Source organism: Catellatospora sp. IY07-71 (genome assembly GCF_018326265.1).
Lineage (GTDB): Bacteria > Actinomycetota > Actinomycetes > Mycobacteriales > Micromonosporaceae > Catellatospora.
In genome coordinates, this window is sequence record NZ_AP023360.1 from 4,548,135 (window position 1) to 4,574,176 (window position 26,042).

The 26,042-nt window shown below is 74.1% G+C and carries 22 protein-coding genes and 1 riboswitch; of the genes, 9 read left to right on the forward strand and 13 right to left on the reverse strand.

What is annotated here, in order from left to right:
- Positions 1-19 precede the first annotated feature (19 nt).
- From CS0771_RS20400 to CS0771_RS20410, 3 genes are all read left to right on the forward strand, one after another.
- Entirely contained in the window at positions 20-919 is a 900-nt protein-coding gene (locus tag CS0771_RS20400; RefSeq protein ID WP_212842467.1) for an LLM class flavin-dependent oxidoreductase, read from the forward strand.
- A gap of 189 nt (positions 920-1,108) precedes the next feature.
- Positions 1,109-3,379 carry an FUSC family protein gene (locus CS0771_RS20405; RefSeq protein WP_212842468.1) on the forward strand — a complete coding sequence of 757 codons (2,271 nt, stop codon included), beginning with the start codon at positions 1,109-1,111 and terminating at the stop codon, positions 3,377-3,379.
- 604 nt (positions 3,380-3,983) lie between these two features.
- Positions 3,984-5,885 carry a glycoside hydrolase family 3 protein gene (locus CS0771_RS20410; protein WP_212842469.1) on the forward strand — a complete coding sequence of 634 codons (1,902 nt, stop codon included), beginning with the start codon at positions 3,984-3,986 and terminating at the stop codon, positions 5,883-5,885.
- A gap of 46 nt (positions 5,886-5,931) precedes the next feature.
- Here the strand turns inward: CS0771_RS20410 and CS0771_RS20415 are convergent, their stop codons facing one another.
- The gene (locus CS0771_RS20415; protein WP_212842470.1) at positions 5,932-7,005 is read right to left on the reverse strand and encodes an AI-2E family transporter; all 1,074 of its coding nucleotides are present in this window, start codon (positions 7,003-7,005) and stop codon (positions 5,932-5,934) included.
- Positions 7,006-7,113: 108 nt separating this feature from the next.
- Here CS0771_RS20415 and CS0771_RS20420 point away from each other — a divergent pair, with 108 nt between their 5' ends.
- Positions 7,114-8,073: a DUF1152 domain-containing protein gene (locus tag CS0771_RS20420; RefSeq protein ID WP_212842471.1), complete on the forward strand. Its 960-nt coding sequence runs from the start codon at positions 7,114-7,116 to the stop codon at positions 8,071-8,073.
- Positions 8,074-8,119: 46 nt separating this feature from the next.
- Positions 8,120-8,524, forward strand: a complete 405-nt coding sequence (locus CS0771_RS20425; protein ID WP_212842472.1) for a VOC family protein — start codon at positions 8,120-8,122, stop codon at positions 8,522-8,524.
- Here CS0771_RS20425 and CS0771_RS20430 read toward each other — a convergent pair.
- The 5 genes from CS0771_RS20430 to CS0771_RS20450 form a co-directional block, all read right to left on the reverse strand.
- A complete protein-coding gene (locus CS0771_RS20430; protein WP_212842473.1) occupies positions 8,482-9,180 on the reverse strand; it encodes a DUF4386 domain-containing protein in 699 nt (232 codons plus the stop codon). The genes CS0771_RS20425 and CS0771_RS20430 overlap by 43 nt on opposite strands.
- 83 nt (positions 9,181-9,263) lie before the next feature.
- Positions 9,264-9,485 (reverse strand): helix-turn-helix transcriptional regulator, encoded by a 222-nt coding sequence (locus CS0771_RS20435; RefSeq protein ID WP_203744588.1) that lies wholly within the window; start codon positions 9,483-9,485, stop codon positions 9,264-9,266.
- Positions 9,478-9,948: a hypothetical protein gene (locus tag CS0771_RS20440; protein ID WP_212842474.1), complete on the reverse strand. Its 471-nt coding sequence runs from the start codon at positions 9,946-9,948 to the stop codon at positions 9,478-9,480. The genes CS0771_RS20435 and CS0771_RS20440 overlap by 8 nt, the downstream gene beginning before the upstream one ends.
- A 107-nt stretch (positions 9,949-10,055) precedes the next feature.
- Positions 10,056-10,559, reverse strand: a complete 504-nt coding sequence (locus tag CS0771_RS20445) for a metallophosphoesterase (RefSeq protein WP_212842475.1) — start codon at positions 10,557-10,559, stop codon at positions 10,056-10,058.
- A gap of 24 nt (positions 10,560-10,583) precedes the next feature.
- Entirely contained in the window at positions 10,584-11,480 is an 897-nt protein-coding gene (locus CS0771_RS20450) for a LysR family transcriptional regulator (RefSeq protein ID WP_212842476.1), read from the reverse strand.
- A gap of 71 nt (positions 11,481-11,551) precedes the next feature.
- Between CS0771_RS20450 and CS0771_RS20455 the strand changes: the two genes are divergently transcribed.
- Positions 11,552-12,424 carry a dihydrodipicolinate synthase family protein gene (locus CS0771_RS20455; protein ID WP_212842477.1) on the forward strand — a complete coding sequence of 291 codons (873 nt, stop codon included), beginning with the start codon at positions 11,552-11,554 and terminating at the stop codon, positions 12,422-12,424.
- 70 nt (positions 12,425-12,494) lie between these two features.
- Here CS0771_RS20455 and CS0771_RS20460 read toward each other — a convergent pair whose 3' ends face one another.
- Positions 12,495-12,932 carry a DUF4265 domain-containing protein gene (locus CS0771_RS20460; RefSeq protein WP_212842478.1) on the reverse strand — a complete coding sequence of 146 codons (438 nt, stop codon included), beginning with the start codon at positions 12,930-12,932 and terminating at the stop codon, positions 12,495-12,497.
- Positions 12,933-13,082: 150 nt separating this feature from the next.
- On the opposite strand from CS0771_RS20460, the gene CS0771_RS20465 reads away from it, so the two are divergent.
- Both CS0771_RS20465 and CS0771_RS20470 read left to right on the forward strand, forming a co-directional pair.
- The gene (locus CS0771_RS20465; RefSeq protein ID WP_212842479.1) at positions 13,083-14,993 is read left to right on the forward strand and encodes a M4 family metallopeptidase; all 1,911 of its coding nucleotides are present in this window, start codon (positions 13,083-13,085) and stop codon (positions 14,991-14,993) included.
- Between the two features lie 84 nt (positions 14,994-15,077).
- Positions 15,078-15,503: a Calx-beta domain-containing protein gene (locus CS0771_RS20470; RefSeq protein ID WP_212842480.1), complete on the forward strand. Its 426-nt coding sequence runs from the start codon at positions 15,078-15,080 to the stop codon at positions 15,501-15,503.
- Positions 15,504-15,572: 69 nt separating this feature from the next.
- Here CS0771_RS20470 and CS0771_RS20475 read toward each other — a convergent pair whose 3' ends face one another.
- The 5 genes from CS0771_RS20475 to CS0771_RS20495 form a co-directional block, all read right to left on the reverse strand.
- The gene (locus CS0771_RS20475; RefSeq protein WP_212842481.1) at positions 15,573-18,635 is read right to left on the reverse strand and encodes a BTAD domain-containing putative transcriptional regulator; all 3,063 of its coding nucleotides are present in this window, start codon (positions 18,633-18,635) and stop codon (positions 15,573-15,575) included.
- A gap of 181 nt (positions 18,636-18,816) precedes the next feature.
- Positions 18,817-19,089 (reverse strand): hypothetical protein, encoded by a 273-nt coding sequence (locus CS0771_RS20480; protein WP_212842482.1) that lies wholly within the window; start codon positions 19,087-19,089, stop codon positions 18,817-18,819.
- Between the two features lie 159 nt (positions 19,090-19,248).
- A complete protein-coding gene (locus CS0771_RS20485) occupies positions 19,249-21,579 on the reverse strand; it encodes an AAA family ATPase (RefSeq protein ID WP_212842483.1) in 2,331 nt (776 codons plus the stop codon).
- Between the two features lie 127 nt (positions 21,580-21,706).
- On the reverse strand, positions 21,707-22,450 hold the full coding sequence (locus CS0771_RS20490; RefSeq protein ID WP_244870913.1) for a VOC family protein: 744 nt from the start codon (positions 22,448-22,450) through the stop codon (positions 21,707-21,709).
- Between the two features lie 89 nt (positions 22,451-22,539).
- Positions 22,540-23,634, reverse strand: coding sequence for a hypothetical protein (locus tag CS0771_RS20495; protein WP_212842484.1), 1,095 nt, complete (start codon positions 23,632-23,634; stop codon positions 22,540-22,542).
- A gap of 69 nt (positions 23,635-23,703) precedes the next feature.
- A riboswitch (ZMP/ZTP riboswitch) is annotated at positions 23,704-23,781 on the forward strand.
- 18 nt (positions 23,782-23,799) lie between these two features.
- On the opposite strand from CS0771_RS20495, the gene CS0771_RS20500 reads away from it, so the two are divergent.
- Complete coding sequence (locus tag CS0771_RS20500) at positions 23,800-24,657, forward strand: metallophosphoesterase (protein WP_212842485.1); 858 nt, start codon at positions 23,800-23,802, stop codon at positions 24,655-24,657.
- Between the two features lie 3 nt (positions 24,658-24,660).
- Here CS0771_RS20500 and CS0771_RS20505 read toward each other — a convergent pair whose 3' ends face one another.
- On the reverse strand, positions 24,661-25,869 hold the full coding sequence (locus tag CS0771_RS20505) for a hypothetical protein (protein ID WP_212842486.1): 1,209 nt from the start codon (positions 25,867-25,869) through the stop codon (positions 24,661-24,663).
- Positions 25,870-26,042: the final 173 nt, after the last annotated feature.

A 26,042-nucleotide genomic window follows, 5' to 3' on the forward strand; every position in this document is an offset into this window, starting at 1 on the left:
CGTACGGCAGCATGATCACGTGACCGGATCGGATGCTCAGACGACGACCAGGGTGGGCGCGGTGTTCGTGCCGCAGCTGCCGCCGGAGCGGCTGCGGGCGGTGGCGCAGGCCGCCGACGAGGCCGGGCTCGACGAGCTGTGGCTGTGGGAGGACTGCTTCCTGGAGAGCGGCATCACGACGGCCGTCGCGGCGCTGGCCTGGACGCAGCGGCTGACCGTGGGCGTGGGGCTGCTGCCGGTGCCGCTGCGCAACGTCGCCATCACCGCGATGGAGCTGGCCACCGTGCACCGGCTGTTCCCGGGCCGGGCCCGCATCGCCGTCGGGCACGGCGTGCAGGACTGGATGGGCCAGGTCGGCGCGCGCGCCGAGTCACCGCTCACCCTGCTGCGCGAGCACCTGACCGCGCTGCGGGCCCTGCTGTCCGGGCAGTGCGTCACCGCCTCGGGCCGGTACGTGAAGCTGGACGGCGTCGCGCTGGACTGGCCGCCGCCGGCCGTGCCCGAGCTGCTGTCCGGCGCGACGGGCGACCACACGCTGCGCCTGGCCGGCGAACTGGCCGACGGCACCATCCTCACCGGCGGCAGCACCGTCGCGCAGGTACGCCGGGCGCGCGGGCTGATCGACGAGGGCCGGGCCCGCGCCGGGCGCACCGACCCGCACCGCATCGTGGTGTACCTGCACTGCGCGACCGGTCCCGACGCCGCGTCCCGGATGGAGGCCGAGCGGGTGCGCTGGGGATACGACACCATGGACGGCCACGGCGTGGCCGGGGGCGCCGAGGCGGTGGCGGACGCGGTGCGCGCCTGGGCGGCGGCAGGCGCCGACACGGTCGTGCTGCAACCCACCCCGGACGACCCCGACCCGGAGGGTTTCATGACGTTCGCCGCCCAGGAGGTCGCCCCCCTGGTCCGCGCCTGACCACGGTCACGGTCGAAGCCCCGTCACGGCCAAGCTGTGGGTTGCCGGTCGCGGCGTTGATCGCGAGTTCGTGTCATGATCTGCACTCCAGCCGCAGACCAGGACACGAGACCGTGATCATCGAGCGGAACCGCGCGATCATCGCGCGAACCGGCCGCGCGGGGCCGCGATTCAGGGGACGCTGATGGCGTGACCGAGCGCGGGGACCGGCCGCCGCCGCAGGTGGGCCATACCACCGGTCCGCCGGGCGGGGCGCCGGGCGGACCCGGCCGGGTCACCCGCCAGGCCGTGGCCGAGCCCTGGTGGCGCAGGTTGTGGTCCCGGCAGGCGCTGGTACGCGCCGTGCGGGCCGCCGTGCTGGTCCCGGCCGTGTTCGCCTTCTGCCTGCTGGTGCTGCGGCTGCCGCAGGTGGCGACCTTCGCGGCGTTCGGCGGCTTCGCGAGCCTGGTGCTCGCCTCGTTCGGCGGGACCCGGCGCGACCGGGCCGTGGCGCACCTGATGCTGACCGCGGCAGGCGCGGCGCTGATCGTGATCGGCACGCTGGTCAGCTCCTCCGTGGTCGCCGCGACCGTGGCCACCGCACTGGTCGCGTTCACCTCGTACTTCGCCGCGGTGATCGGGCCCAACGACGCCTCCGGCGCGGCCGCGGCGATGCTGCCGTACATGCTGGCCGCCTCGGCGGCGGCCCCGGCGCACGTCATCGGACCGCGGGTGAGCGGCTGGGTGCTGGCCACGGTCGTGGGCGGGATCGCCGTGGTGCTCACCGCGCCCCGCTCGGCCGGCCGCGAGCTGCGCCAGGCCACGGCGACGCTGGCGAGCGGGCTGGCCGACCTGCTGGAGGCCGGAGGGCGGCGGGCCGCCCTGCCCGAGTTGCGGGCGGCGGTGTCCGGTGCCACGCATCAGATGATGGCGCTGTTCGTGTCGGCGCCATACCGGCCGAGTGGCCTGGTCATCGCCGACCAGGCGATGGCGGGCGCGGTCAGCCAGCTGGAGTGGTGCAAGGGCCTGGTCGCCGACGGCATCGAACGCTGCGGCGACCTGCGCGACGCGCCGCCGACCCAGCGCGCCCCGCTGGAGGCGTCGGCGCGGGTGCTGCGGCAGGCCGCGGCGGTGCTGCGCGGCGAGGCGGTCGACCCGGACCTGGTCGCGCTGGAGCAGGCCCGGGTGGACAGCGTGGCGCAGCTGACCCGGCCCGGCCGCGGCGAGGCGGACGACATGGAGCTGGTCGTCGCCTTCTACGGCCAGACGACCGCCACCTGCGTGCACTCCTTCGCCACGGACGTGCTCATCGCCACCCGGGGCGCCGACCCGCTCACCGCGGGCAGCAGCCTGCGCCGCTGGTACGGCCTGGCCAGGCCGGACCGCCCGCCGCTGGCCCGGCTGGTCACCCTGGCCGGCGTGGCGGGCATCGTGCTGCGCAACGCCAACCTGCGCTCGGTGTGGTTCGTCAACGCCCTGCGCGGCGCGCTGGCGCTGTCCGTCGCCGTGATGATCGTGCAGCTCAGCGACGTGCGCAGCGGGTTCTGGGTGCTGCTGGGCGCGTTGAGCGTGCTGCGCACCAGCGCCGCGTCCACCGGCACCATGGCGGTCAAGGCGATCCTCGGCACCGCGGCCGGGGTGGCGGTCGGTGCGGCGCTGCTGCCGGCGCTGGGCAGATCGCCGGAGGCGCACTGGGCGGCGCTGGTGGTGGCGGTGTTCGTGGTCGCGTACGCCCCGGGCGTGCTGCCGGACGTCGCCGGGCAGGCGGCGTTCACCGTTGTGATCCTGGTGCTCTACAACATCCTCGCGCCCACCGGCTGGACGCTCGGCCTGATCAGGCTCCAGGACGTGGTGATCGGCTGCTCTGTCAGCCTGGTCGCGGGCCTGCTGGTGTGGCCGCGCGGCGCGGGCGACCTGGTCCGTGACGACGTCGCCGAGCTGTTCCGCGACGGCGGCGTACGCCTGTCCGAAGCCGTCTCCTGGTCACTGGGGCTGCGCCCGATACCGCCCGCCCCCGCACAGCGCGCCGCCGGAGCCGGCTTCCGCCTCGAGGACGCGCTGCGCGGCTACCTCGCCGAACCGGGCTCGAAACGGATGAACCGGCAGGACCTCTGGCGCCTCGTCATCGCCGGCGTCCGCCTCCGCCTCACCGCCGACGCCCTCGACGACCTCACCCCGCGCGACGCCTCACCGGACCCGAACTGCGACGCCCTGGTCCGCCACGCCGACGCGCTCGCCGCCTTCTACGCGAGCCTGGCCGACCAGCTCGGCCGCCCCACCGGTCCGATGCCGCCGCCGCTGACCCCACCCGCGCCGGACCGCAGCGAGGTCTCCGGCGCCCTGCCCGGCGGCACCGCGCCGCAGCGCCTCCGCCGCCGCTGGGTCGGCGAGCACCTGCGCCACCTGGAACTCCACCTCGCCGACCTGGTGGTCCCCGCCCAGGCGCTGGCCGTGCAACGCCGTCGTCCCTGGTGGCGCTGAGCGCGCGGCGTCCGCCGAGGTCGCCCGCGACCGGCCGGAACCGGCGGGCTCTCGTCACGGCAGCAGGAGGTATCCGATCGCGACGGCCGCGAACAGCATGGTCGTCATCGTCGCGACCGCGAGGCGGGCGCGTGGGCTCAACGTCGTCATCACATCTCCTCCAGACGGCTGTACGGGTGCTCGCACCCGGTAAACGCCGCTGGGCACCTCGACGGCGCGCGCCGGTCCGGACGGCGTCCTGCCCCATGCTGCGCCGTTCGTGGTAAGCCGAACCGTCGGCCGTGCCACGGCCAGACGTGCGTCCGGTGAACAGGCCGTGCGGAGCACGCTTACGCGGTCCCAGGCAATCCATTTCGGGTGACGAGGGGGCCACCCCGGCGGCGGCCCGCCGCGTATGAACCGGTGACGGCAACGTCCGGCTTCAGCGCCGAAGCGGACACCCGCCGCGAATTCTGTTACATCCTGCATTCACCTGCGGCGCATTATGTTTCAGGATTTCGTTGACACCGCAGCGCGGGCCGTGTTGGCTGGCGGGTGCTCATGGCCGCGAGAGGGGCACTCGCGGCCGTTTCCCATGCCACTCGACCCCTTCGGGAGAGGCTTGATGACGACGACCGTGTCCGCCCCGCCGACCGCCCCCGCGCCGCCCCCGCCGCGCCGCCCCCGCCGCTGGCTGATCGCCGCCGGGCTGACTCTGGTGCTGCTCGCCGCGGGCGGCGTCTACTGGTTCACCCGCGATGACGGGCAGACCGGAGCGTTCGACCCAGACGCGCCCTATCTGGACGCCTCCCGCCCGGTCGCCGAGCGCGTCGACGACCTGCTCGGCCGGATGACCCTGGACGAGAAGCTGGGCCAGATGACGCAGGCCGAGCGCAAGGAGGTCGGCGCGGGGGAGATCACCTCGTACGCCCTGGGCTCCCTGCTGTCCGGCGGCGGCTCCGTGCCGTCCGACAACACGCCGCAGGGCTGGGCCGACATGTACGACGCGTTCCAGGCCGAGGCCATGGCCACCCGGCTGCGCATCCCGATGATCTACGGGGTGGACGCGGTGCACGGCCACAACAACGTCAAGGGCGCCACCATCTTCCCGCACAACATCGGCCTGGGCGCCACCCGCGACCCCGGGCTGGTCCGCCGTATCGGCGAGGCTGTCGCGATCGAGGTGACCGCGACCGGGCTGGACTGGGACTTCGCGCCATGCCTGTGCGTGGCCCGGGACATCCGCTGGGGCCGCACCTACGAGTCGTTCGGCGAGGACCCGGAGCTGGCCTCGGCGATGACCACCATCGTGACCGGCCTGCAGGGAGAGCAGCTCGGCGGCCCGAACTCAGTGCTCGCCACCGCCAAGCATTACATCGGCGACGGCGGCACGAACGGCGGCAAGGACCAGGGCGACGCGCAGCTGTCCGAGGAGGAGCTGCGGAAGGTCCACCTGCCGCCGTTCCAGGCCGCGGTCAAGGCCGGCGTCGGCTCGGTGATGATCTCGTTCAGCTCGTTCAACGGCGTGAAGCTGCACGGCCACCGGCAGCTGATCACCGACGTGCTCAAGGGCGAGCTGGGCTTCACCGGGTTCGTCGTCTCCGACTGGAACGCCATCGACCAGATCGACGGCGTACGCGACGTGTTCACGCCCGAAGAAGTCAGCGCTGCGGTCAACGCGGGCATCGACATGGTCATGGTGCCCGAGCGCTGGCGTGAGTTCATCAGCGTGCTGCGCGACGAGGTCAACGCGGGCAGGGTGCCGCTGGACCGGATCGACGACGCGAACCGCCGCATCCTGACCAAGAAGTTCGAGCTGGGCATGTTCGAGCACCCGATGGCCGACCGCGCACAGTTCGACAAGGTCGGCGCACCGGCTCACCGCGAGCTGGCCCGCCAGGCGGTACGCCAGTCGCAGGTGCTGCTCAAGAACGACGGCGGCATCCTGCCGCTGAAGAAGGACGCCAAGATCTTCGTGGCCGGGCGCAACGCCGACGACATCGGCAACCAGTCCGGCGGCTGGACGCTGACCTGGCAGGGCCAGTCCGGACCGATCACCGACGGCACCACCGTCCTGCAGGGCATCAGGGACGCCGTCGGCACCTCCGGCAAGGTCACCTTCAGCGCGGACGGCACCGGCGTGCCCGCCGACACCGACGTGGCCGTCGCAGTGATCGGCGAGACCCCCTACGCGGAGTACGAGGGCGACCGCCCCGACGGCGTGACCCTGGCCCAGACCGACCTGGACACCCTCACCGAGCTGCGCAAGTCCGGCAAGCCCGTGGTCGTGGTCCTCGTCTCCGGCCGCCCCGTCGACGTCACCGCCCACCTCCCGCAGTGGCGCGCCCTCCTGGCCGCCTGGCTCCCCGGCACCGAGGGCGCCGGCGTGGCCGACGTCCTCTTCGGCTCCCACAAACCCACCGGCAAACTCCCCATGTCCTGGCCCGCCACCCCCGACCAGGAACCCGTCAACCACGGCGACCCCAAAACCCCCCTCTTCCCCTACGGCTTCGGCCTCACCTACTGACCCCCCCACCCCGGCGATCTTGCGTGGACTGTGGGTACGACACGCGCTAATCGGGCGTATCGTCAACAGTTCGCGCAAGATCGTCGGGATCTTCGCCGTCGGGCAGGGCCGGGCTGGGTGGGGGAGCTCGGAGGAGCTGGGCGGTGTGCTGGATTATCGCGGCGACGGGGGCGGCGATCATGACGCCGATGATGCCCGCGAGCAGGCCGCCCACGACGGTGGCGAGCAGGATGGTCAGCGGGCGCATGCGCAGCGCGGCGCCGTACGCGAAGGGCTGGAGCAGCGTCTGCAGCGTGCCGTTGGCCAGGAACACCACGATCGTCATGACCAGTGCGGTCTTCGCGCCGCCCGAGGCCAGCGCGATGAGCACGGCGAACGCCCCCGCCACCCAGGCCCCCAGGTAGGGCACGTAGTTGCCGAGCAGCGTGATGATCAGCAGCGTGCCGATCAGCGGCACGCCGAGCGCCAGCGCACCGAGCCCGACCACGGCGGCGTTGAACGCCCCGAGCAGCGTCAGGCCCACCACGTAGCCGCGGATGATCCGGCCGACCTGGTCCATCCAGGCGCGTCCGAGCGGGATCCACGGCTCCGCTCCGCGGGCCATCCGCGGCCCGTCCTTGAGCGTGAAGAACGTGGTGAACAGGAACACGAACAGGCCGACGAACAGGCTCGCCGTGGTGCCCGCGAGGTTGCCGAGCGCCGGGCCGATCCCGGAGAGCAGCGTCGAGCTGCGGTCGTCCAGCGAGTCGCGGGCCGACTCGGCGAGCGAGCCCTGCAGGCCTCTCGACTCCAGCCAGGCGTGCAGGTCCGCCACGGCCTTGTTCATCGCCGCGGTCAGCTCGCTCCACTGGCTGGCCAGGCCGGTGACCACCAGCCACACCACGAGGATGCCCAGGGAGATCAGCAGCAGCACGCCCAGCCCGGCGCCGAGGCCGCGCCGGAGCCCACGGCGGGCCAGCGCCTCCACCCCGGGGGACAGCGCCAGGGACACGCACAGCGCCGCCAGCAGCGCGATGACCAGGGGCTTGAGCAGCAGCATCACGAAGACGCCGATGGCGACGGCGACGGCGATGCCCACCATCGCCCACGCCTTCGACCCGGCCGTCCGGAGTGCGTCCATCAGCTCCGCCTTGTCCCTTTAGATCACATTTCATGTTAGGGGACGGGTGGGCCGTTCCGGGCGATAAGCAGCTGCGACGGGCCACCGCGGGCGGCTACCGTGCGGGCCGTGCATGCCCTCTTCGAACCCCCGGTATCCCAGCGGCTCCGCCAGGCGCGGCACGTGCTCATCGCGGGCGCGGGCGGCGGCTTCGACGTGTACGCCGGGCTGCCGCTCGCGTTCGCGCTGCGCAACGCGGGCACGCGGGTCACCCTGGCGAGCTTCGCCGTCAGCGAGCTCGGGCAGCTCGGTCCCGGCGCCTGGCGGCGCACCGGCCTGGCCGCGGTGCGCCCGGACAGTCCGGGCAACGACCGCTACTTTCCCGAGCGCACGCTCGCCCGATGGCTGGCCGGGCAGGGCCATGATCCCGTCGTGTACGCCTTCGCGCGCACCGGCGTCCGCCCGCTGCGTGCCGCCTACCGGGCACTGATCGAGTCGCTGGGGATCGACGCGGTGGTGCTCGCCGACGGCGGCACCGACATCCTCATGCGCGGCGACGAGGCCGGGCTCGGCACGCCGGAGGAGGACATGACCAGCCTCGCCGCCGTCGCCGGCCTCGACGTCCCGGTCAAGCTCGTGGTCAGCCTGGGCTTCGGCATCGACGCCCACCACGGCGTATGCCACGCGCACGTGCTGGAGAACCTCGCCGCGCTGCAGCGTGCCGGGGCGTACCTGGGCGCCTTCTCCATTCCGCCGGGCAGCGCGGAGGCGCGCGCCTACGTGGACGCGGTCGCACACGCGGCGCGGGAGACCCCGCTGCACGCCAGCATCGTGAACACGCAGGTCGCGGCGGCGCTGCGCGGCGAGTTCGGCGACGTGCACAGCACCGGCCGCACGGCGGGCACCGAGCTGTTCGTCAACCCGTTGATGGCGATGTACTTCACCGCCGACCTGGACGGGCTGGCCCGGCACGTGCACTATCTGGACGGCCTGGAGCGGACCCGGACCCCGATGGAGGTGGCGCTGGTCATCGAGGAGTATCGCGACGGCCTGGAGCGCACCCGGGCCCGGCGGCCCCTTCCGCACTGAGCGGGCGCTTGACCTCAAGCCGGGTTGAGCCGCCAGCATGGACCGCATGACGATCGACCCACGGGCGCACCTGCGGCTGGCGCGCCCGTCGCGTGACCTGGCCGCCGCCGAGCACTTCTACACCGCCGGGCTCGGGCTGCACGTGCTCTGGCGCGCCACCGCGCAGGCCCCGGGCGAGCACGACCTGGTGATGGTCGGGCTGCCCGGGGCCGCGTGGCACCTGGAGCTGGTCGGCGGCGCGCAGCTCGCCGCGCCGCCGGCGCCGACGGAGCAGGACCTGCTCGTGCTCTACCTGGCCGGGCCGGTGGGCGACGCGCTGGTCGCCCGCCTGGTGGGGGCCGGTGGGCGGCGGGTGCCGCAGGGCCCGTACTGGGACCGCTGGGGCGTCACCGTCGCCGACCCCGACGGCTACCGCGTGGTGCTGTCCACCCGCGCCTGGTCCAACGGCTGACCGGTGCGGCGGACGCCGACGATCAGCAGGTACAGCAGCAGGCTGAACTCGGCCAGGCTGGTCGGCACCGAGACCACCGTGCGGACCGTCTCCGGCAGGCCGGGCGCCGCGACGAACAGCAGCGGATCGGCCAGCCAGGTGACCACGCCGGCGAGCACCAGCACGCCCAGCGCCGTCGGGAACAGCGCCGAACGCATGGCGACGTAGGCCATGGGCAGCAGCCACAGCCCGAACAGGACGCCGCCGAGCACGTACCCGTGGTGGTGCAGGTCGAGCAGGAGCAGCGCCAGCCCGCTGTCGTACGCCGGATCGGTGGCGACCAGCAGCGCACCGGCGTGGAACACCAGGTTGGCCAGGATGGCCGTGGCGCCGCCCGTGACGAGCACCAGCAGGGCGGTCGCCGCGCGCCGGTGCGTCTCGTGCAGCAGCCGGTGCAGGGTGAGGCCGAGCAGGATGAACGCGATCGCCATGAGCAGGTCGGCGGCCAGGCCGAGGCGGAACAGCGTCTCGTCGGCGGTGATGTTCGCGGCGGTGGCGGCGGCGTCGCCGGGCACCCGGACGCGGTCGCGTACGAACAGCTCGGCGAAGCCGCCGAACACGGCCACCGCGAGGTAGCACAGCCCGGCGAGGCGGCCGAGCGTCTTGGGATCGGACATGGCGTCTCCTAAGCCCGTCTGCGGGCACGGTGAGGGAAGGCCGCGTGCTCGCGCACACGAACCGGGAGAAGAGGGTGAGCTGCCTAGCCGGCGTCGGGGTACTGGAACACGTCGTCCAGCGGCACCCCGAAGACGCGGGCGATCTGGAACGCCATCTCCAGCGACGGCGAGTATCTGCCCTGCTCGATGGCGATCACGGTCTGGCGGGTGACGCCGAGCCGCTCGGCCAGCGCGGCCTGGGTCATGTCGTCGTGCCGGGCGCGCAGGGCGCGGATCGAGTTGGTGACCCGGGTGGGCTTAACCATGGAACCCCCCGCGGTAGGCGCGGATCTTCACGACCGCACCCCAGGTGGTGCCGACGGCGCCGATGAGGAACAGCGCGTTGCCGATCCAGAACTGGTCGGCCCGCAGCATCGCGAGCACCAGCACCGCCACCGCGCCGAACCCCGTGATCGCCTGGGCGATGCGGTCGCCGTGCCGGTTGATGTCGCGGTCGCGGACGTCCGTCTCCATCCTGGCCTCGCGGGAGACGATCGCCGACATGATCGCCGAGATGATCGAGCCGATGATCGTGGCGACGATGACGGCGCCGATCGACCAGAGCATCGGCCCGGCCCAGGCGACCTCGCGGGCGGGCTGGCGCAGCAGCCGGGGGATCACCACGGCGAGATACCCCAGCGTGCTGACCGGCACGAGGATCGCGGCCAGCCAGGTGTTGCGCTCCTCGAACGTCATGGGCACGCGATCGGAGTCGGCCTCGGGGGTCATGACGGCATCCTCTCGCGCGGGGCGGGCGGCGGATCACGCACCCGCCCATGTAAAGAATTGTTGACACTCTGACGGTAGGCCGCCCGCCGGGCCATGTCAAGAATTGTTTACACGCGTGCGGGCAGCTGGTGCAGTTCGACCACGCTGAGCAGGCCGTTCGCGACCGTCGCGGTCAGGAAGGTGTGGTACGGCCGCCGTCGCCGGTCCGTCGGCGAGCCGGGATTGAGCAGCCGCAGGCCGTTCGGGGCCATGGTGTCCCAGGGGATGTGCGAGTGGCCGAAGACCAGCACGTCCGTGTCCGGGAAGGACGCCGCGCAGCGAGCCTCCCGGCCGCTCGCCGGGCCGGTCTCGTGCACCACCGCCAGCCGCAGCCCGTCCAGCTCGGCGCGCGCGACCTCCGGCAGCCGGGCGCGCAGGGCGGGGCCGTCGTTGTTGCCGTACACGCCGATCAGCCGGCGGGCGCGGGCCTCCAGCGCGTCGAGCAGCGCCACGTCGACCCAGTCCCCGGCGTGCACCACCACGTCCGCGCCGTCCACCGCCGCCCACAGCGGCGCGGGCAGATCCCCGGCCCGTTTCGGCACGTGCGTGTCCGCCATGATCACCAGTCGCACGGCCTTCACGCTACGCGTCCCGGGTCAGGCGGGCGCGAGGTACGCGGCGGTGGCGGTGCGGACGGCGGCGATGCAGGCCGACACCGCGGGATGACCGCCGGAGCCGCGACGGTACGCGAGCCGGGTGCGCCGGCGCGAGGGCAGCGGCACCAGCCGCACGCCGGGCGGCGCCTGCACCGCGCCGAGCTGCGGCACCAGGGCCACCCCCTGCCCGGCCGCGACCAGGGCGAGCACGGCGGTGAAGTCGTCGGCGTGATGGCGCACCCGGGGCTGGTAGCCGGCCGCCTGGCAGGTCCGCAGCGCCACGGTGTGGCACAGGGTGCCCGGCGTGCCCACGATCCAGGCGCTGTGCTCCACCGCGCCGACGGGGTCGTCGCCCGCCGGGTGCTCGGCGGGCAGCGCGAGGAAGACCGTCTCGTCGAGCAGCGGCTCCGACTCCACGGTCGGATCGGGCGTGACCGGCGCGAGGTCGTAGTCGTGCAGCAGCGCCACGTCCAGGCGGCGTTCGCGCAGCGCGTCGGGCATGTGCACCGGGTCCAGCTCGGTGACCATCAGGTCGAGGGCCGGGTGCTCGCGGCCCAGCGCGACCAGCGCGGCGGGCAGCAGGGTGCGCACCGCGGTCGGGAACGCGCCGATCCGGACGGTGCCCTGCAGGCCGCTGCGCGCGGCGGCCAGTGTCGCCGTCGCCGCCTCCAGCGCGGCCAGCACCGTCTCGGCGTGCCGGACCAGCGCGGTGCCCGCCGGGGTGAGGGTGACGCCCCGTCCGGTGCGCTCCAGCAGCGGCACGCCCGCCTCCCGCTGCAACGTCGCGAGCTGCTGCGACACGGCGGAGGGGGAGTAGCTGTGGGCCTGCGCGACGGCGGCGATGGTGCCCAGCCGGGCCAGGTCGCGCAGCAGGCGCAGGCGGCGTACGTCAAGCATCAGCTCAGCTTACGGATCACATCAGAAACCGGAGCTGGTCCTTCCGGATCAGACCCGGCAGCATCGGTGGCATGACGACACTGCACGGGCTCTGGATCCCGCTGGTCACCCCGTTCGACACCGACGGCCGCGTGGCGCACGGCGCGCTGGAGCGGCTGGCCCACGACAGCCTCGACGCGGGCGCGACCGGGCTGGTCGCCCTCGGCAGCACCGGCGAGCCGGGCGCGCTGACCGAACCGGAGAAGCAGGCCGTCGTGGCGACCGTCGCGCGGGTGTGCCGGGAGCGGTCGGCGCCGCTGATCGTCGGCGCGACCACGGCCGAGGCGCTGGCCGCGCTCGCGGAGGTGCCGGAGGTGACCGCGTCGCTGACCGTGGTGCCGCCGTTCGTCCGGCCCGGGGAGGCAGCCGTGGTGGCCCACTTCGCGCGGCTGGCCGCGGCGAGCCCGGTGCCGCTGGTCGTGTACGACATCCCGTACCGCACCGGGCAGTACCTGTCCGTGTCGGCGCTGCGGCAGCTGGCCGCCCTGCCGAACGTGGCCGGGGTGAAGTACGCCGCGGGCGGCCTCAACGAGGACACGATCGCGCTGCTGGCCGAACCGCTGCCTGGGTTCGCGGTGCTCGGCGGCGACGACGTGTTCATCTCCCCGCTGCTGGCGCTGGGCGCGCACGGCGGCATCCTCGCCTCCGCGCACCTGGCGACAGCGCAGTTCGCACAGCTCGTCACCGCCTGGCGGGACGGGTACGTGGCGCGCGCCCGCGGGCTCGGGCACCGGCTCGCGCCGCTGTCGCAGGCCCTGTTCGCCGAGCCCAACCCCACCGTGATCAAGGCCGCGCTGCACGCGCAGGGCCGCATCCCGACCCCCGCGGTGCGCCCGCCGCTGCTGGAGGCGCACCCCGACAGCACCGAGGTCGCGCTCAAGCGCCTCGCCGACATCGGCGGCTGACCCCGGCCCCGCTCCGCGTTCACCTCACCCGGCCGCTGATGCGACCGGGTCGTGGCGCGCCCGCTCCCGGTCAGCGGGTGCCGAACTGCCACTCCAGGCCGGGGATCTGCGCGGCGGCCGCGGCCATGATCGCCTCGATCTCGGCGGACTCGACCGTGCTCGGCACCGTCGCGACGGCGAACTGCCGCTGCGGCGGCGCCTCGACGTAGCCGCCGACCGACTCGAACGCCTTGGCCAGCCAGGCCAGCGCGTGCTCGTCCAGCGCCGGGTCGGCGTACACCTGCACGCAGTCGTTCGGGCCGCGGCGCACCACCTGGAAGCCGCTCGCCTGCATCACCAGGACGTCCCCGGCGGCGGCGCCGGTGACCACGCCGGGGCTGCCGAGCAGCTCGACGAGCCCGCCGGGCAGCTGCCGCGCGGGCAGCACCTCGGTGATCAGCTCGCCGTCGGGCTCGACGGCGGTGAGGCGGATGTGGCCGTACGAGTCGTCGGCGTCGTGCTCGGTCATGGCGGGGATCATGCCAGCCGCCCCCGGTCCGGCGGAAGCACCCCCGCCCGGCTCCCACGGCGGCCACCTGCGGCACAACCCTGTCACAACCCCGCGACAGCCGCGCCCGCGTACCCCTGTGGGCAGTCGAGGTTCGAAAGGAAGGTCGTGATGAGACGGATCCCCCTGGCACTCGCCGCGGTGCTGCTGTGCGGCAGCGCGGTGGCGCTGTCCGTGCCCGCGCAGGCGGCGGGCACCCCCGAGGACACGGCGATCGCCCGTGCGCTGGACGCCATCAAGCGAAACCCGGAGGCGGTACGCACCGCCGACGGCGACCGGTACGAGGTGTGGAAGGCGAACGTCACCGAGACCGGCGCCGCCCACGTCCGCTTCACCCGGCTCTTCAAGGGCCTGCCCGTCACCGGCGGCGACTTCGTCGTGCACCTCACCCCCGACGGCTCCTTCGACGGGGTGTCGGTGTCGCTGGAGAAGCCGGTGGCCGTCGACACCACCCCGAAAGTGACCGCGGAGGAGGCCGCGGCCGCGGCGAAGGAGCAGCTCAAGGCCAGGGAGGTGGGCGAGCCGCAGCTGCTCGTCGACGCGGCGGGCGGCACCGGCCGGCTGGCCTGGCAGCTGCCGGTGACGCTGGCCGACGGCCTCGCGGCGGCGACCGTCGACGCGACCGAGCCGCGCGTGCTGCGCGCCCTGCCGGACGAGCACACCGCGACCGGCACCGGCCACAGCGTCTACAGCGGCACGGTCAGCCTCAGCACCTCGCAGTCGGCGCTGCTCACGTACCGCACGATCGACCCGCTGCGCGGCAACTCCCGCACCTGCGACCTCAACCACGCCTGGTCGGGCACCTGCTCCACCTTCACCGACTTCAACAACGTGTGGGGTGACGGCAACCCGCTGACCCCGCAGACCGCGGCCGTGGACGTGCACTACGGCGCGGCCAACGCCTGGGACTACTTCAAGTACCGGCACGGCCGCAACGGCATCTTCGACAACGGCACCGGCGTCGAGTCGCGGGTGCACCGCGGCACCGAGTGGGTCAACGCGAGCTGGAGCCTGAGCCAGAAGGTCATGCAGTACGGCGACGGTGTCGACGACGCGAACCCGCTGGTGGCGCTGGACGTCGTCGGCCACGAGATGAGCCACGGCGTGAACCAGGCCGAGATCCCGCCGGACGGCATGATCTACTCCGGTGAGTCGGGCGGTCTGAACGAGACCACCAGCGACATCTTCGGCACGATGGCCGAGTTCTACGCGGCCAACGGCAACGACCCGGCCGACTACCTGATCGGCGAGGAGCTGGACCTGTTCGGCAACGGCACGCCGCTGCGGTACATGAACCAGCCGTCGCTGGACGGCGCCTCGGCGGACTGCTACTACAACGGCGTCGGCAACCTCGGCGTGCACTACTCCTCGGGGGTGGGCAACCACTTCTTCTTCCTGCTGGCCGAGGGCAGCGGCAACACCCCGTACGGCAGCAGCACCACCTGCAACAACTCCAGCCTGGTGGGCATCGGCCGGACCAAGGCCGCGAAGATCTGGTACCACGCGCTGCGGCACTACTTCACCGCCGGCGAGACGTTCAAGAACGCCCGCTCCGACACGCTGGCGGCCACGGCCGAGCTGTACGGCAAGTGCGGCACCACGTACCGCAGCGTGGCGCGGGCGTGGGCGGCGGTCGGCATCGGCTCGGCGCTGCCGATCGAGTGCCTGATCATCCCGGTCTGGGACCTGGTCTGGGAGGAGTGGCCGCGCAACCCGATCCCGGACCCGGGCCCGTACAAGTGGCTGCACAAGATCCAGGAGAAGGGCACCCTGGAGACCGTCGAGGTGGGCGTCCAGATCACCCACCCCCGCCGCGGTGACCTGCGCATCTCGCTGGTCTCGCCGGCCGGCAAGGAGTACCTGCTCAAGGCGGAGAACCGGGAGGATCGGGAGGCCGACGTGACGGAGGTGTTCCCGGTCAGGCTGGGCGGCGTCGCCGAACCCGGCGAGTGGACGCTGATCGTCGAGGACGTGGTCAAGGGCGAGAGCGGCCACGTGCGCGGCTGGAGCCTGCTCTACTGAGCACCGGGTGCCTGGTCACCGGCCGCAGGGCCGGTGACCAGGCACACAACCTTTCCACAACCCGCCCGGCCTACGGTGCCGGGCATGAACCGCTTCGTGCGCTGGCTCAGCGCCTCAGCTCTGGCACTGTTGGCGACGATCGTCCTGCTGCCGCAGCCCGCGGCCGCGGCCACCATCCCGTGCGGGCACGACTGCCTGGGCATCTCCCGTGACGCGATCTGCTGGGAGAAGGAGTGGTGCGCCGTCACCATCGAGATCAAGGGCACGCTTCCCAAGGACGGGTATGCGCTGCCGTACCGCACCGCCGACGGCACCGCCTCGGCCCCGGCCGACTACACCGAGGTGCGCGAGGGCGTGCTGTGGCTCAAACCGGGCGGCGATTCGCGGCTGGAGGTCTTCGTCGAGGGCGACAGCGTGCGTGAGCGCGGCGAGACCTTCCTGATCGAGTACCTGGACCGCGAGGGCCGCGTCGTGGCCACCGCGACCGTCCTCATCAGCGACGGCGTGTAAGAGAACCAGACCCTCCTCGGGATACGAGGCCCCGCCCGAGCCGGCCGCTCGGGCGGGGCCTCGGTGTGTTCAAGCGAACGTCGCGGCGAGGCGGTCGGCCTCGTCGGTGGCGTCGGCCTTGCGGAACAGGTCCACGGCGAGCTGCCACTGCTCCCGGGCGGCGTCGTCGTCGCCGGTGCGGTGCGCCAGGTCGCCCAGGTCGCGGGCCAGTTCGGCGGCCTCGTACGGGTCCGGCGCGCGGTTGCGCACCGCCTGCGCCAGCCGCAGGTAGCCGCCCGCCGCGACGGTGTCGTCGTGGCGCAGGTGGGTGCGGCCGATGTTGGCCAGCGCGGTGGCCTCCAGGTGCCGGTCGGCCAGCTCCCGGCTCAGCGCCAGCGCCTGCCCGAACTGGGCGAGCGCGGCGGCCCGGTCCCCGCTGCGCAGGTGCGCCACGCCGATGGTGTTGCGGGTGGCGGCCTCGTGGCGGCGGTCGCCGCTGTGCCGGCGTACGGCCAGCGCCTGCCCGAGGTGCTCCAGCGCGGCGGCGAAGTCCGCCAGGGCCAGGTGCGCCTGCCCGAGGCCGCTCAGCGCGGCCGCCTCCAGCCGGGCGTTGGGCAGTTCCCGCGCCGCCGCCAGCGCGCGGGTCAGGTACTCGGCGCCCAGCTCGGGCAGTCCCATCCGGACGTACACGTCGCCGATGTTGTTGAGCGACAGCGCCACCCCGAGGCCGTTGCCGATCGAGGTGTGCAGGGTCAGCGCCTGCTGGTAGGCCTGCACCGCGTCCTCGTAGCGGCGCAGCCCCGCGCCGGCCACCGCGATGTTGTTGTGCGCGTGGCCCTCGCCCCGTACGTCGCCGCAGCGGCGCATCAGCGCCAGGGAGGAGCGCAGCACGTCCAGCGCCTCGTCGAAGCGCCGCGTCATGATGAGGGCGACGCCGAGCCCGCTGCGCATCAGGCCCTCGGCGGCCGGGTCGCCGGTGCGGGCCGCCGCGGCGACACCCCACCGGCACAGGTCGACCCGCTCCTCCCAGTGCCCGCGCGAGTCGAAGAACCCGGTCAGCAGGTACGTCAGCTGCCAGGCGGCGGTGTCGTGGCCGTGCTCGGCGGCGTGGCGCACCACGGCGAGCATGCCGACCCGCTCCTGGTCGAGGTAGTCCAGCGCGGCGTGATGATCGGCGGGGAACGGCAGCTGTGCCGGGGGATGGGCCAGCACCGGGGTGACCCGGTCCCGGCCCGGGTCGACCAGCCGGTTGGCCGCGTCCGCGACGGCCGTGTGCCAGTCGACGATCCGGGCCAGCGCCTCGTCGCGGGCCGGGACCGGCTCCTCGCCCAGGGCGCGCTCGCGGGCGTACAGGCGCAGCAGGTCGTGGCAGCGGAACCGGTCCGGCCCGGCCTCGGCGACCAGGTGCGCGGCGACCAGCTCGTCGAGCACCCGCCGCGCCGCCGCGGGGGCCGTGCCGGTGACGGCGGCCGCCAGGTGCGCGGTGAAGGTGGGCCCCGGATGCAGGCCGAGCAGCCGGAACAACCGCGCCGCCGGGCCGGGCAGCGACCGGTACGCCGACGCGAACACCGTACGCACGCTGCGGCTGTCGCCGGGCACCGACAGCCCGTCCAGCCGGTCGTCGTCGGCCAGCTCGTCGGCCAGCTCGGTCAGGGTGCGCCCGGGGCGGGCGGTGAGCTTGGCCGCGGCGATACGCAACGCCAGCGGCATACCGCCGCACAGCGCGGCGAGCCGGGCCGCACCCGCCGGTTCGCGCTCCACCCGGTCGCGCCCGAGGACCTCGGCGAGCAGCGCGACCGCCTCGTGCCGGTCGAGGGCGTCCAGGCCGACCGCGTGCACGGCGTGGTGCGTGCTCAGCCCGGTGGGCTGGTTGCGGCTGGTGACCAGCAGCAGGCTCGAGGGGCTCGGCGGCACCAGCGGCAGCAGCTGGTCGGCCCCGCCCGCGTTGTCCAGCAGCACCAGCACCCGGCGCTCGCGCAGCAGCGTGCGGTAGAGCGCGGCGCGGGCGGGCAGCTCGGCGGGCACCCGCCCGGCGGGCACACCGAGGCTGCTCAGCACCTGGGCCAGCGCCTCGGCCGGGCCGAGTGCGGCGGCCGGGTCGTGCCCGGCCAGGTCGAGGAAGAGCTGCCCGTCCGGGAAGTGCGCGAGCGCGGTGTGCGCCCACTGCAGGGCCAGCGCGGTCTTGCCCATGCCCGCGGGCCCGGCCACGAACGCGATCCGCGGCTGCGGGCCGCGCCGCGCCAGCACCTCGTCCAGCGCGGACAGTGCCGCGTCGCGGCCGGTGAAGTGCCCGGCCGGGCTGGGCAGCTCCGCGGGCACGGGCTCGCCGGACCCGCCGGACGGCTCCGTCACGCCAGGTTCGGGGGCGGGTCCGGTGTGGTCCAGTGCCGGGTCCTCGCGCAGGATCGCGGTGTGCAGGCGCTGCAACTCCGGCCCGGGGTCGGTGCCCAGCTCCTCGGCCAGGAACGCGCGCAGCCGCCGGTACGCCTCCAGCGCGTCGGCGGCCCGGCCGCACCGGTAGAGGGCCAGCATCGACAGGCTGACCAGGCGTTCCCGGTGCGGCTGGGTCACCAGCAGCCGTTCCAGCTCGCCTACGGCGGCGCGATGGCGGCCCAGCCGCAGCTCGGCGTCCCACAGCTCCTCGACCGCGCACAGGCGCACCTCGTTGAGCCGTGCCGCCTCGGCCGCGGCCCAGCCGGTGGGCTCGCCGTCGACGAGCGCGTCGCCGCGCCACAGGGCCAGGCCCTCGCGCAGCTCGCGGGCGGCCTGCTCAGGGGCGCTGGCGCCGAGATGGCGGCGAGCTGCGGCCACTTTGGACTCGAACAGGAACGCGTCCACCGACTGTGCCGGGATGTCCAGCACGTACCCGGCATGCCGGGTGTGCAGGGTGTCGGGCAGCCCGCACGCCTCCAGCGCCTGGCGGACCCGCGCGATGTGGCTGTGCAGCGTCTTCACCGCGGTGCGCGGCGGATCCCAGCCCCACAGCGCGTCGATGAGCCGCGGCTGGTGCACCACCGTGCCGGCGTTCATCGCCAGCACCGCGAGCAGCGCCCGCTGGCGGGCGCCGGACAGCGCCGCCGGGCCGTCGGCCCCGGCCACCTCGATGGGCCCGAGGATGCGTACCCCCGCGGGTCCGGCTCTGGTGGGACTCATCGCCGACTCCTTCCCCGACGCCCGCCCGAGGCCCCGGGCTAGGCCGCGGCGTCACGTCGCCCTCAGGTTGGCAAAGGCCGGCCCGCTCAGGCTCCCCTCTGTCGCCATGCCGTCCCTAGGAAAGGAAGGGCACCTTCTTATCGTTTTCCGTATAAGAAGGTGCCCTTCCCAACATCGGGGGTCAGGCGGTCCAGCCGAGCCAGGTCTCACCCGCGGTGATGGCGGCGAACCAGATCGCCACGGCGGCGACGGGGACCAGCGGCACCAGGAACGGGCGCGTCCTCCACAGCCGCAGTGCGACGACCAGCAGCGCCGCCCACACCGCCACCAGCACGATCACCGCCCACAACGGCGCGACCAGGCCGCTGGCCAGGTAGTACGGCAGCAGCACCACGTGCGCGACGATGCCGAGCACGCGGACGACCTTGGCGGCGAGGGACGGCGACTCCGACACGGTGACCTCCTGATCCGGCCGCGGCTCCCGCCGCGGGCTGAGGGGAGCGTGGCAGAGAGCGACAACCGTGTACATCCGCCACCTGGCGGTGCCGCCGCCACGGCCCGACCCGGCAGGCAGGCGGATGTTCCAGCGCGCCGGAAGGGTCGGGCCGCGGGCTCACCAGTGGGCGAGGTCGCCGTGGTGCAGCACGGTCAGGCGCTGGGTGGGCCGGGTGAGCGCCACGTACAGGTCGCTGTGGCCGCGCGGCGACTCGGCGACGATGCCGCCCGGGTCGGCGATGACCACCGAGTCGAACTCCAGGCCCTTGGCCTCGCGTACGGACAGCACCGTCACCGCCTCCGTCAGCTCCGCCTGCCCGTCCCCGCCCTGCGGCACCGCCGCCGCGACCACCGCGCCCAGCTCCGCGACCCGCCCGGTGGGCACCAGCACGCCCAGCGTGCCGTCGCCCAGCGCGGCGGCCTCCCGGCGCACCACCTCGGCCAGGCGCTCGGCCAGCTCGGCCCGGTCCACCTCGGACAGCGCCGGGGCGTGCCCGGTGTGCCGCACCGAGCGGGGCGGCTGCAGCTCCGGGTCGATGCTCTTGAGCACCTGCCCGGCCAGGTCCATGATCTCGGCCGGGGTGCGGTAGTTGACGGTCAGCTCGGTCAGCTTCCAGCGCCGGGCCACGTACGGATCCAGCACCGCGTCCCAGGAGGACGTGCCCGCCGGGTCGCCGGTCTGCGCGACGTCGCCGACGACCGTCATCGACCGGCTCGGGCAGCGGCGCATCAGCAGCCGCCAGGCCATCGGCGACAGCTCCTGCGCCTCGTCGACGATCACGTGGCCGAACGCCCAGCGCCGGTCGGCGGCGGCCCGCTCGGCGGCGGTCAGCCGCGCCGTCTCCTCGTGCCGCTCGCCCAGCTCCAGCGCGCCCAGCACGTCCGATGCGGACAGGATCTCCGGGTCGATCTCGTCTTCCAGGTCGATGGAGCGGGAGCCGTGCAGGATCTCCAGCGCGCCCTCGGCGTACGCCAGCCGCTGCCGGCGCCGCCGTTCCGCCATCAGCTCCGCGTCCCGGTCGTCCTCGCCGAGCAGCTCGGCGGCCTCGTCGAGCAGCGGCGCGTCGGCGGGGGTCCAGGCCGCGCCGCGCTCCCGGCGCAGCAGGGCCCGCTCGGCCTCGGTCAGGCCGGATGCCGCCGAGGCCAGGCGCTCGTCGCTCGCGTACAGGTCGGACAGCAGCCGCTGCGGGGTGAGCACCGGCCACAGCCAGTCCAGCGCGGTCTGCACGTTCGGGTCGGTGGACAGCTCACGGCGCACCTCGGCCAGGTCGGCCTCGTCGAGCAGCTGCGGGTCGCCGGGGGCGTCGTCGCCGCCGAGCGGATCGTCGGCGTACGGGTCGGTGCCGATGCGCTCGGCCACCTGCACCGACAGGGCGTGGATGACCTCGACGTCGAACAGCTCGCGGGCCAGGTTATGCGGCTTGCCGCTGCGCCGGGCCTCGGCCCGCGCGTCCTCGCAGACGGCCCGCTCCAGCCGCAGCGGCTCACCGTCGAAGTCCACCTCCAGCGCGGTGTCCGGCACCCGCTGCCGGTCGCGCACCGCCGCCGCCAGCACGTCCACCATCGACGCGCGGCCCTTGACCACGGCGGTGGCGTCCGGCTCGGCGCCGGTCGCGGTGACGCCGGGGAACAGGCCGCCGACGGTGCGCAGCACCACGCCGGTCTCCGCCAGCGAGGGCAGCACCTGCGAGATGTACTTGAGGAACGTCTCGTTGGGCCCGACCACCAGCACCGCCCGGGTGGACAGCTCCTGGCGGTACGTGTACAGCAGGTACGCCGCGCGGTGCAGCGCCACCGCGGTCTTGCCGGTGCCGGGGCCGCCCTGCACCACCAGCACCCCGCCCAGGTCGGCGCGGATGATCCGGTCCTGCTCGGCCTGGATGGTCTGCACGATGTCGCGCATCCTGCCCGTGCGCCCGGCGTCCATCGCCGCGAACAGGGCCGCCTCGCTGGTCAGGCCCTCGTGGTGGGGCGGCGTGGCGGCCGCGGCGGCGAGGTCGAGCACCTCGTCGTCCAGGGCGGTCACGGTGCGGCCGGTGCTGCGGATGTGCCGGCGGCGGCGTACGCCCTGCGGTGACGCCGCCGTGGCCAGGTAGAACGCCCGGGAGGCAGGCGCGCGCCAGTCCACCAGCAGCGGCTCGGCGTCCTCGGTGTCGGCGAAGATGCCGATGCGGCCGATGTACCGGTTGCCGCCGTCATCCAGGTCGAGCCGGCCGAAGCACAGGCCGTTCTCCACCGCGCCGAGCGAGGCGACCCGGTCGGTGTAGAGGCCGATGGTCGAGTCGCGCTGCGACCGCTCCTGCGGCGTGCCGCCGGTCTGCAGCAGCGCCTCGGACAGCCGCTGCGCGGCGCGTTCGCGCAGGTCGTCGAGCCGGTCGTAGAGGACGGACACGTACTGCTGCTCGCGGTCGATCTCGTCGTGGCGGTCGTCGGTGGCGGCGCTTGACAAACCCGGCTCCCTAGTGTCTATAATCGAAGCCCGAACGGCCGCTTTCAGCGTGCCGTTCTTTTTGTGCTCGAACCGCTAAAGATACCGCATGCGGCCGGGTGCCACGCTCGCGTGTCCCAGACTTCGATCAACGTCCGGGCAGGCCGCCGGTCTGCGGATCACGGGCCGTGAGGCAGTAGACACCGCCGGCCGGGTCCCGCATCACCACCCACCGCGCGCCGTCGGCGACGTACGTCGCGCCGAGCTTCTCATGCCAGGACCGCACCCCCTCGATCTCCGAGCAGGCCAGATCCAGGTGGGCCGAGGTGGGCCGCTCCTCGCGCAGCCGCTGCAGCAGGATCCGCACGGGCAGCTCCGCGGGCTGCTCGACGACGTGGAACTCCGGCCGCGAACCCGGATAGGCGCCCCAGCCGGTCAGCTCGCCCCAGAAGGCCACCTCGGCGTCGTACGCGGCCGGCCCGGCGTCGATGCACACCTGGTCCAGGCGGCTCAGCGCACCGTCCGGGGCGGCCTGCGCGATCGGGCGGCGGAACTCGTCGTGCCACGGCACCGCGCAGAAGACCATGCCGCCGGGCGAGCGCAGCACGGTGTACGTGCCGGTGGCGGCGGCGGTCTCCGCGCCCAGCTCGTGCGCCCGCCGGGTCAGCGCGACGGGGTCCTCGACGGCGAGGTCCAGGTGCACGCCGCCCCCGTCGCCCACGGCCTGCACCTTCAGGCACGGGTCCGCGCCGATCGGCAGCAGCGTCGCGAACTCCGCGTCCGCGCCGCGCCGGGCGGTGAGGTGGGTGCCGGTGGCCCTGGCCCAGAACGACGCGGCCTCGGTGAACAGGTCAGCGGGCCGGTCGATGAAGGCATACGTCCAGCGGATCACTTAGATCTCCTCGCCGAGTCGGTGCGCCGAGCGTAGCGGGCAGCGGTGCCTCCGGTGACCGTCTCGCCATGGCGTGTCACCGGCCGGTGTCACGCCCCGGCCGCGGGTTCGGCCGGTGTTGCGGGCCCGGCCGGCTCCGCCGGCCCGGCTGTTTCCGATCCCATCGCCTCCGCCGTCGTGGGCGCCGACGTGACCAGGTATGACGCCAGTGACATCCCGATGCCGATGACCACCGCGGCGAGGGGCGTCGCGAGGTCGGAGTCGGCGCCGTTGACGGGCGGGTTGCCGGCCAGGCCGGTCAGCGCGCCGCCGAGCAGCATGCCGGCGAGGTACAGCACCGCGAGCGAGGCGAAGGCGCCGAACACGCCGAGGAAGATCAAGCCCAGCAGCGGCGCCGTCCCGTTGATCCGGGGCGCCGCGGCGGCGACCACCACCGCCACGAACGCGACCGGCATGATCTGCGTGAAGTCCGGCCCCATCGCGGAGCCGGTGAGGCAGATCCAGGCGAGCGCGGCGGCCACCGCGACGGCGGTGACGCCCAGCGTCAGCCTGACGTTGCGCACGGGCCGGGGCAGCAGCCCGGCCGCCGCCACCGCGAACAGCGTGGCGAACCCCAGCTTGAGCGCCATCAGCTCGATCTCGATGCGGAGCTGGGCGTCGCTGAGGTGCTCGATCCACGGCGTGACCGGCAGCAGCGACGCCAGGGCCAGCATGGCGGCGGTCCCGGCGGCCACGTGCCGGACCAGCGGACCGCCGTCCTGACCGCCGGACAGCCGCTTCGCGGTCAGCGAGGTGGCGCCGAAGTAGACCGTCGCGGCGGCGGCCAGCAGGACCACGGTCACCGTGCCGGACAGGTCGAGCCGGTCCACCAGCAGGTCGGCGGCGAGCCACCCGCCCGCCGCGACCGAACCCGTGACCAGCGCGCGCCGTCCCAGCCCGGCGATGAGCAGCACCCCGGCCAGGGCCAGCAGGACGGCCAGGTGGCGCACGTCGCGGGGCCAGTAGGTGTTGTTCGATGCGAGCTGGGGGTAGGTCACCCCGTCGTCGCCGAGCCAGGACCCGGTCGGCTGCACGATCGGCATGTACCGCGCCGAGGCCACCGCCCACACCACCGCCGCGACCAGCCCCGAAAGCCAGCCGCACGCCGTACGCCACGTCATCCGCACCGCATCATCCTGCGCCATGCCCACCGCATGGGAATCAGCCGATCCGTCGAGAAAGTGATGCTGCGTGACGCCGCGCGACGCGTTAGGTTGGGCGCACACGACTGGCGCGGGTGGGACACCACCGGGGAGTGATCGGTCGGGGCGTCGGCCGCCTGGGTGCCCCCGAGCTGAGGAGGCGCGCCCATGACCGTCCACCGCATCCTGCACCTGTCCGACACCCATCTGCGCCACCCCGTCGTCGACGCGGCCGCCGCGCTCGCCGGGATCCTGCACGACCTGCGTTCGCTGTCCGGGCTGGACCTGGTCGTGGTGAGCGGCGACCTCGCCGACGACGGCTCGGCCGAGGGCTGCGCGGGGGTACGCGAACAGGTCGGCCGCTTCTGCGCCGAGCGCGGCATCCCGCACTACTACTGCACCGGCAACCACGACACCCGCGACGCGTTCACCGAGGTCTTCGGCTCGGGACACGTCGCGGCCGACGGCACCGACCTCGGCACGCGGATGCCGGGCACGGAACGCGCCGCCGTCAGCGAGCTCGGCGGCCTGCGCGTGATCACCCTGGACAGCCTGGTGCCGGGCGCGGTGTACGGCGAGCTGGGCGGCGCGCAGCTGTCCTGGCTGCGGGAGGTGCTGGCCACGCCCGCCCCGGCCGGTTCGGTGGTGATCCTGCACCACCCGCCGCTGACGGTGCCGACCTCGCTGGTCATGGACCGGGTCAACCTGCGCGACGCCGCCGCGCTCGCCGCCGCGGTGCGCGGCACCGACGTCCGCATGATCCTGTGCGGCCACTTCCACCTGCAGCTGTCCGGCCTGCTCGCGGGTGTTCCGGTGTGGGTGACGCCCGGCGTGGTGTCGCGCATCGACCTCACCGCGTCGCCGGGCCTGCTGCGGGTCGTGCGCGGCGGCGGAGCCTCCGTGGTGGAGCTGGGCGGTCCGGCGTCGCCGGTGGGCCACGTGCTGCACGCCCGCGACCCCCGGGCCGGTGAGCTGCTGCAACTGGTGGACGCGTCGTCCGGTCAGGACGCCGTCGAGGCGCCCTGACCGTCAGCCCAGCCGGTACACCGCGAGCAGGCCCTGGTCGTGCGGGGTCCGGCGACCCGACGGCCAGAGCCGGAAGGTGAGCGCGTCGGGCTGCTGCGCGTTCTCCAGGCGCAGCCAGCCCCGGCTGCGTGCCCCGTCCGGCGGGCGCACCATGCCGTTGCCCGGCGACACCGCTCCTCCGGCGAGCAGCCGCGGCTCGGGCAGCGCGACCAGCTCCTGGATGGTGGCCCGCTGGTACGCGAGCGCGAGCCGGGGCCGCGCTGCGGCGGCGGCGCCCAGCCGGGTGATCCCGACCTGGACGGGCTCGCCGCCGCCCGCCGGGCCGCCGATGGTCACGTCGGCGTCGACGCGCCACCGTGCAGGGGACAGTGAGCTGAGATCCGCGACCCGAGCCTCGTGCACGGTCAGCGCATACCCGAACACGACATGCGCCACGGCGGGGGCCAGCGGCACCACGATCTCGGGGAACTCGGTGAAGTCGCCGGCGGACGGGAGCGGCGTGAGCAGGGCCGGGGCCGCGCACTCGGCGGCGGGCCGCCCGATCGCGGCGTACGTGGCCTGCACCGTCGCGGTCAGCTCCAGCGCGTCGGTGAGCTTCTCGCCCAGCTGCTTGCGCAGCCGCCGGTGCGCGTCGCGGCGGCGCTCGGTCAGGCCCACCCCGATCAGCCGCTGCCACGCCTGCTCGGTGCCGGTGAGGGTCTGCCGCTCCGCCTCGGCGAAGCGCTCCTCGCCCGGATGCGTCCAGTCGTCGCGCGCGGTCAGCGCGGCCCGCAGCGCGGCGCCCCGGGCCCGGTCCAAGGCGGACAGCGCCCCGGGCACGGACCGGTTCAGCATCCACACCAGCGCGATGTGCCAGTGCGCCAGCACCTCCGAGCGGGGGTCGACGGCGCGCGAGGAGGCGTCCCGGAACCGGTTGAGCGCCTCGTGCAGCAGCCGGTCCCGGTGCTCGGGCGGGCACCAGTCGGCACGCGCCTCCGCGAGGAAGTCCAGGCCCGCGCGCAGCAGCTCCCCGGAGACGGCTGCCCGGTTGTCCGCGATCGACTGCTCGATGCGCTCCAGCGTGCGCTCGGTGGTGGGCCGCTCCGACATCAGCGCCTGCAGCACCGTCGCGACCACTCCGGACCAGTCCTTGGCGTCGGGCACGGCACCGGTGAACAGCGCCTGTATCGCAGGCCCGGCGATGGCGCTGAGCACGAGGGTGAACGGTTCCACGGCGGCGGCCTCCCGGTTCGGTGACCTTCTTCCTACGTCCCGGCGCCGCGCCCCGGGCATAGGCCGACCGGGCAGGTATCCGGACGTTCCCGGCACACCTGCCCGGCCTCCTGGCGCACCCACCCGCCCTCGCGTCGCCGCATCTCGCGGCGGGTGGGCGGTTTCGGGGAAAC

Bases quoted from the DNA above. Each gene is read 5' to 3' on its own strand.
- CS0771_RS20465 (WP_212842479.1), top strand. From the start codon at position 13,083: ATGAGACGGATCCCCCTGGCACTCGCCGCGGTGCTGCTGTGCGGCAGC.
- CS0771_RS20415 (WP_212842470.1), bottom strand. From the start codon at position 7,005: ATGGACGCACTCCGGACGGCCGGGTCGAAGGCGTGGGCGATGGTGGGC.
- CS0771_RS20430 (WP_212842473.1), bottom strand. From the start codon at position 9,180: ATGTCCGATCCCAAGACGCTCGGCCGCCTCGCCGGGCTGTGCTACCTC.
- CS0771_RS20475 (WP_212842481.1), bottom strand. From the start codon at position 18,635: ATGAGTCCCACCAGAGCCGGACCCGCGGGGGTACGCATCCTCGGGCCC.
- CS0771_RS20425 (WP_212842472.1), top strand. From the start codon at position 8,120: ATGACGATCGACCCACGGGCGCACCTGCGGCTGGCGCGCCCGTCGCGT.
- CS0771_RS20460 (WP_212842478.1), bottom strand. From the start codon at position 12,932: ATGACCGAGCACGACGCCGACGACTCGTACGGCCACATCCGCCTCACC.
- CS0771_RS20500 (WP_212842485.1), top strand. From the start codon at position 23,800: ATGACCGTCCACCGCATCCTGCACCTGTCCGACACCCATCTGCGCCAC.
- CS0771_RS20455 (WP_212842477.1), top strand. From the start codon at position 11,552: ATGACGACACTGCACGGGCTCTGGATCCCGCTGGTCACCCCGTTCGAC.
- CS0771_RS20435 (WP_203744588.1), bottom strand. From the start codon at position 9,485: ATGGTTAAGCCCACCCGGGTCACCAACTCGATCCGCGCCCTGCGCGCC.
- CS0771_RS20440 (WP_212842474.1), bottom strand. From the start codon at position 9,948: ATGACCCCCGAGGCCGACTCCGATCGCGTGCCCATGACGTTCGAGGAG.
- CS0771_RS20470 (WP_212842480.1), top strand. From the start codon at position 15,078: ATGAACCGCTTCGTGCGCTGGCTCAGCGCCTCAGCTCTGGCACTGTTG.
- CS0771_RS20410 (WP_212842469.1), top strand. From the start codon at position 3,984: ATGACGACGACCGTGTCCGCCCCGCCGACCGCCCCCGCGCCGCCCCCG.
- CS0771_RS20495 (WP_212842484.1), bottom strand. From the start codon at position 23,634: ATGGCGCAGGATGATGCGGTGCGGATGACGTGGCGTACGGCGTGCGGC.
- CS0771_RS20450 (WP_212842476.1), bottom strand. From the start codon at position 11,480: ATGCTTGACGTACGCCGCCTGCGCCTGCTGCGCGACCTGGCCCGGCTG.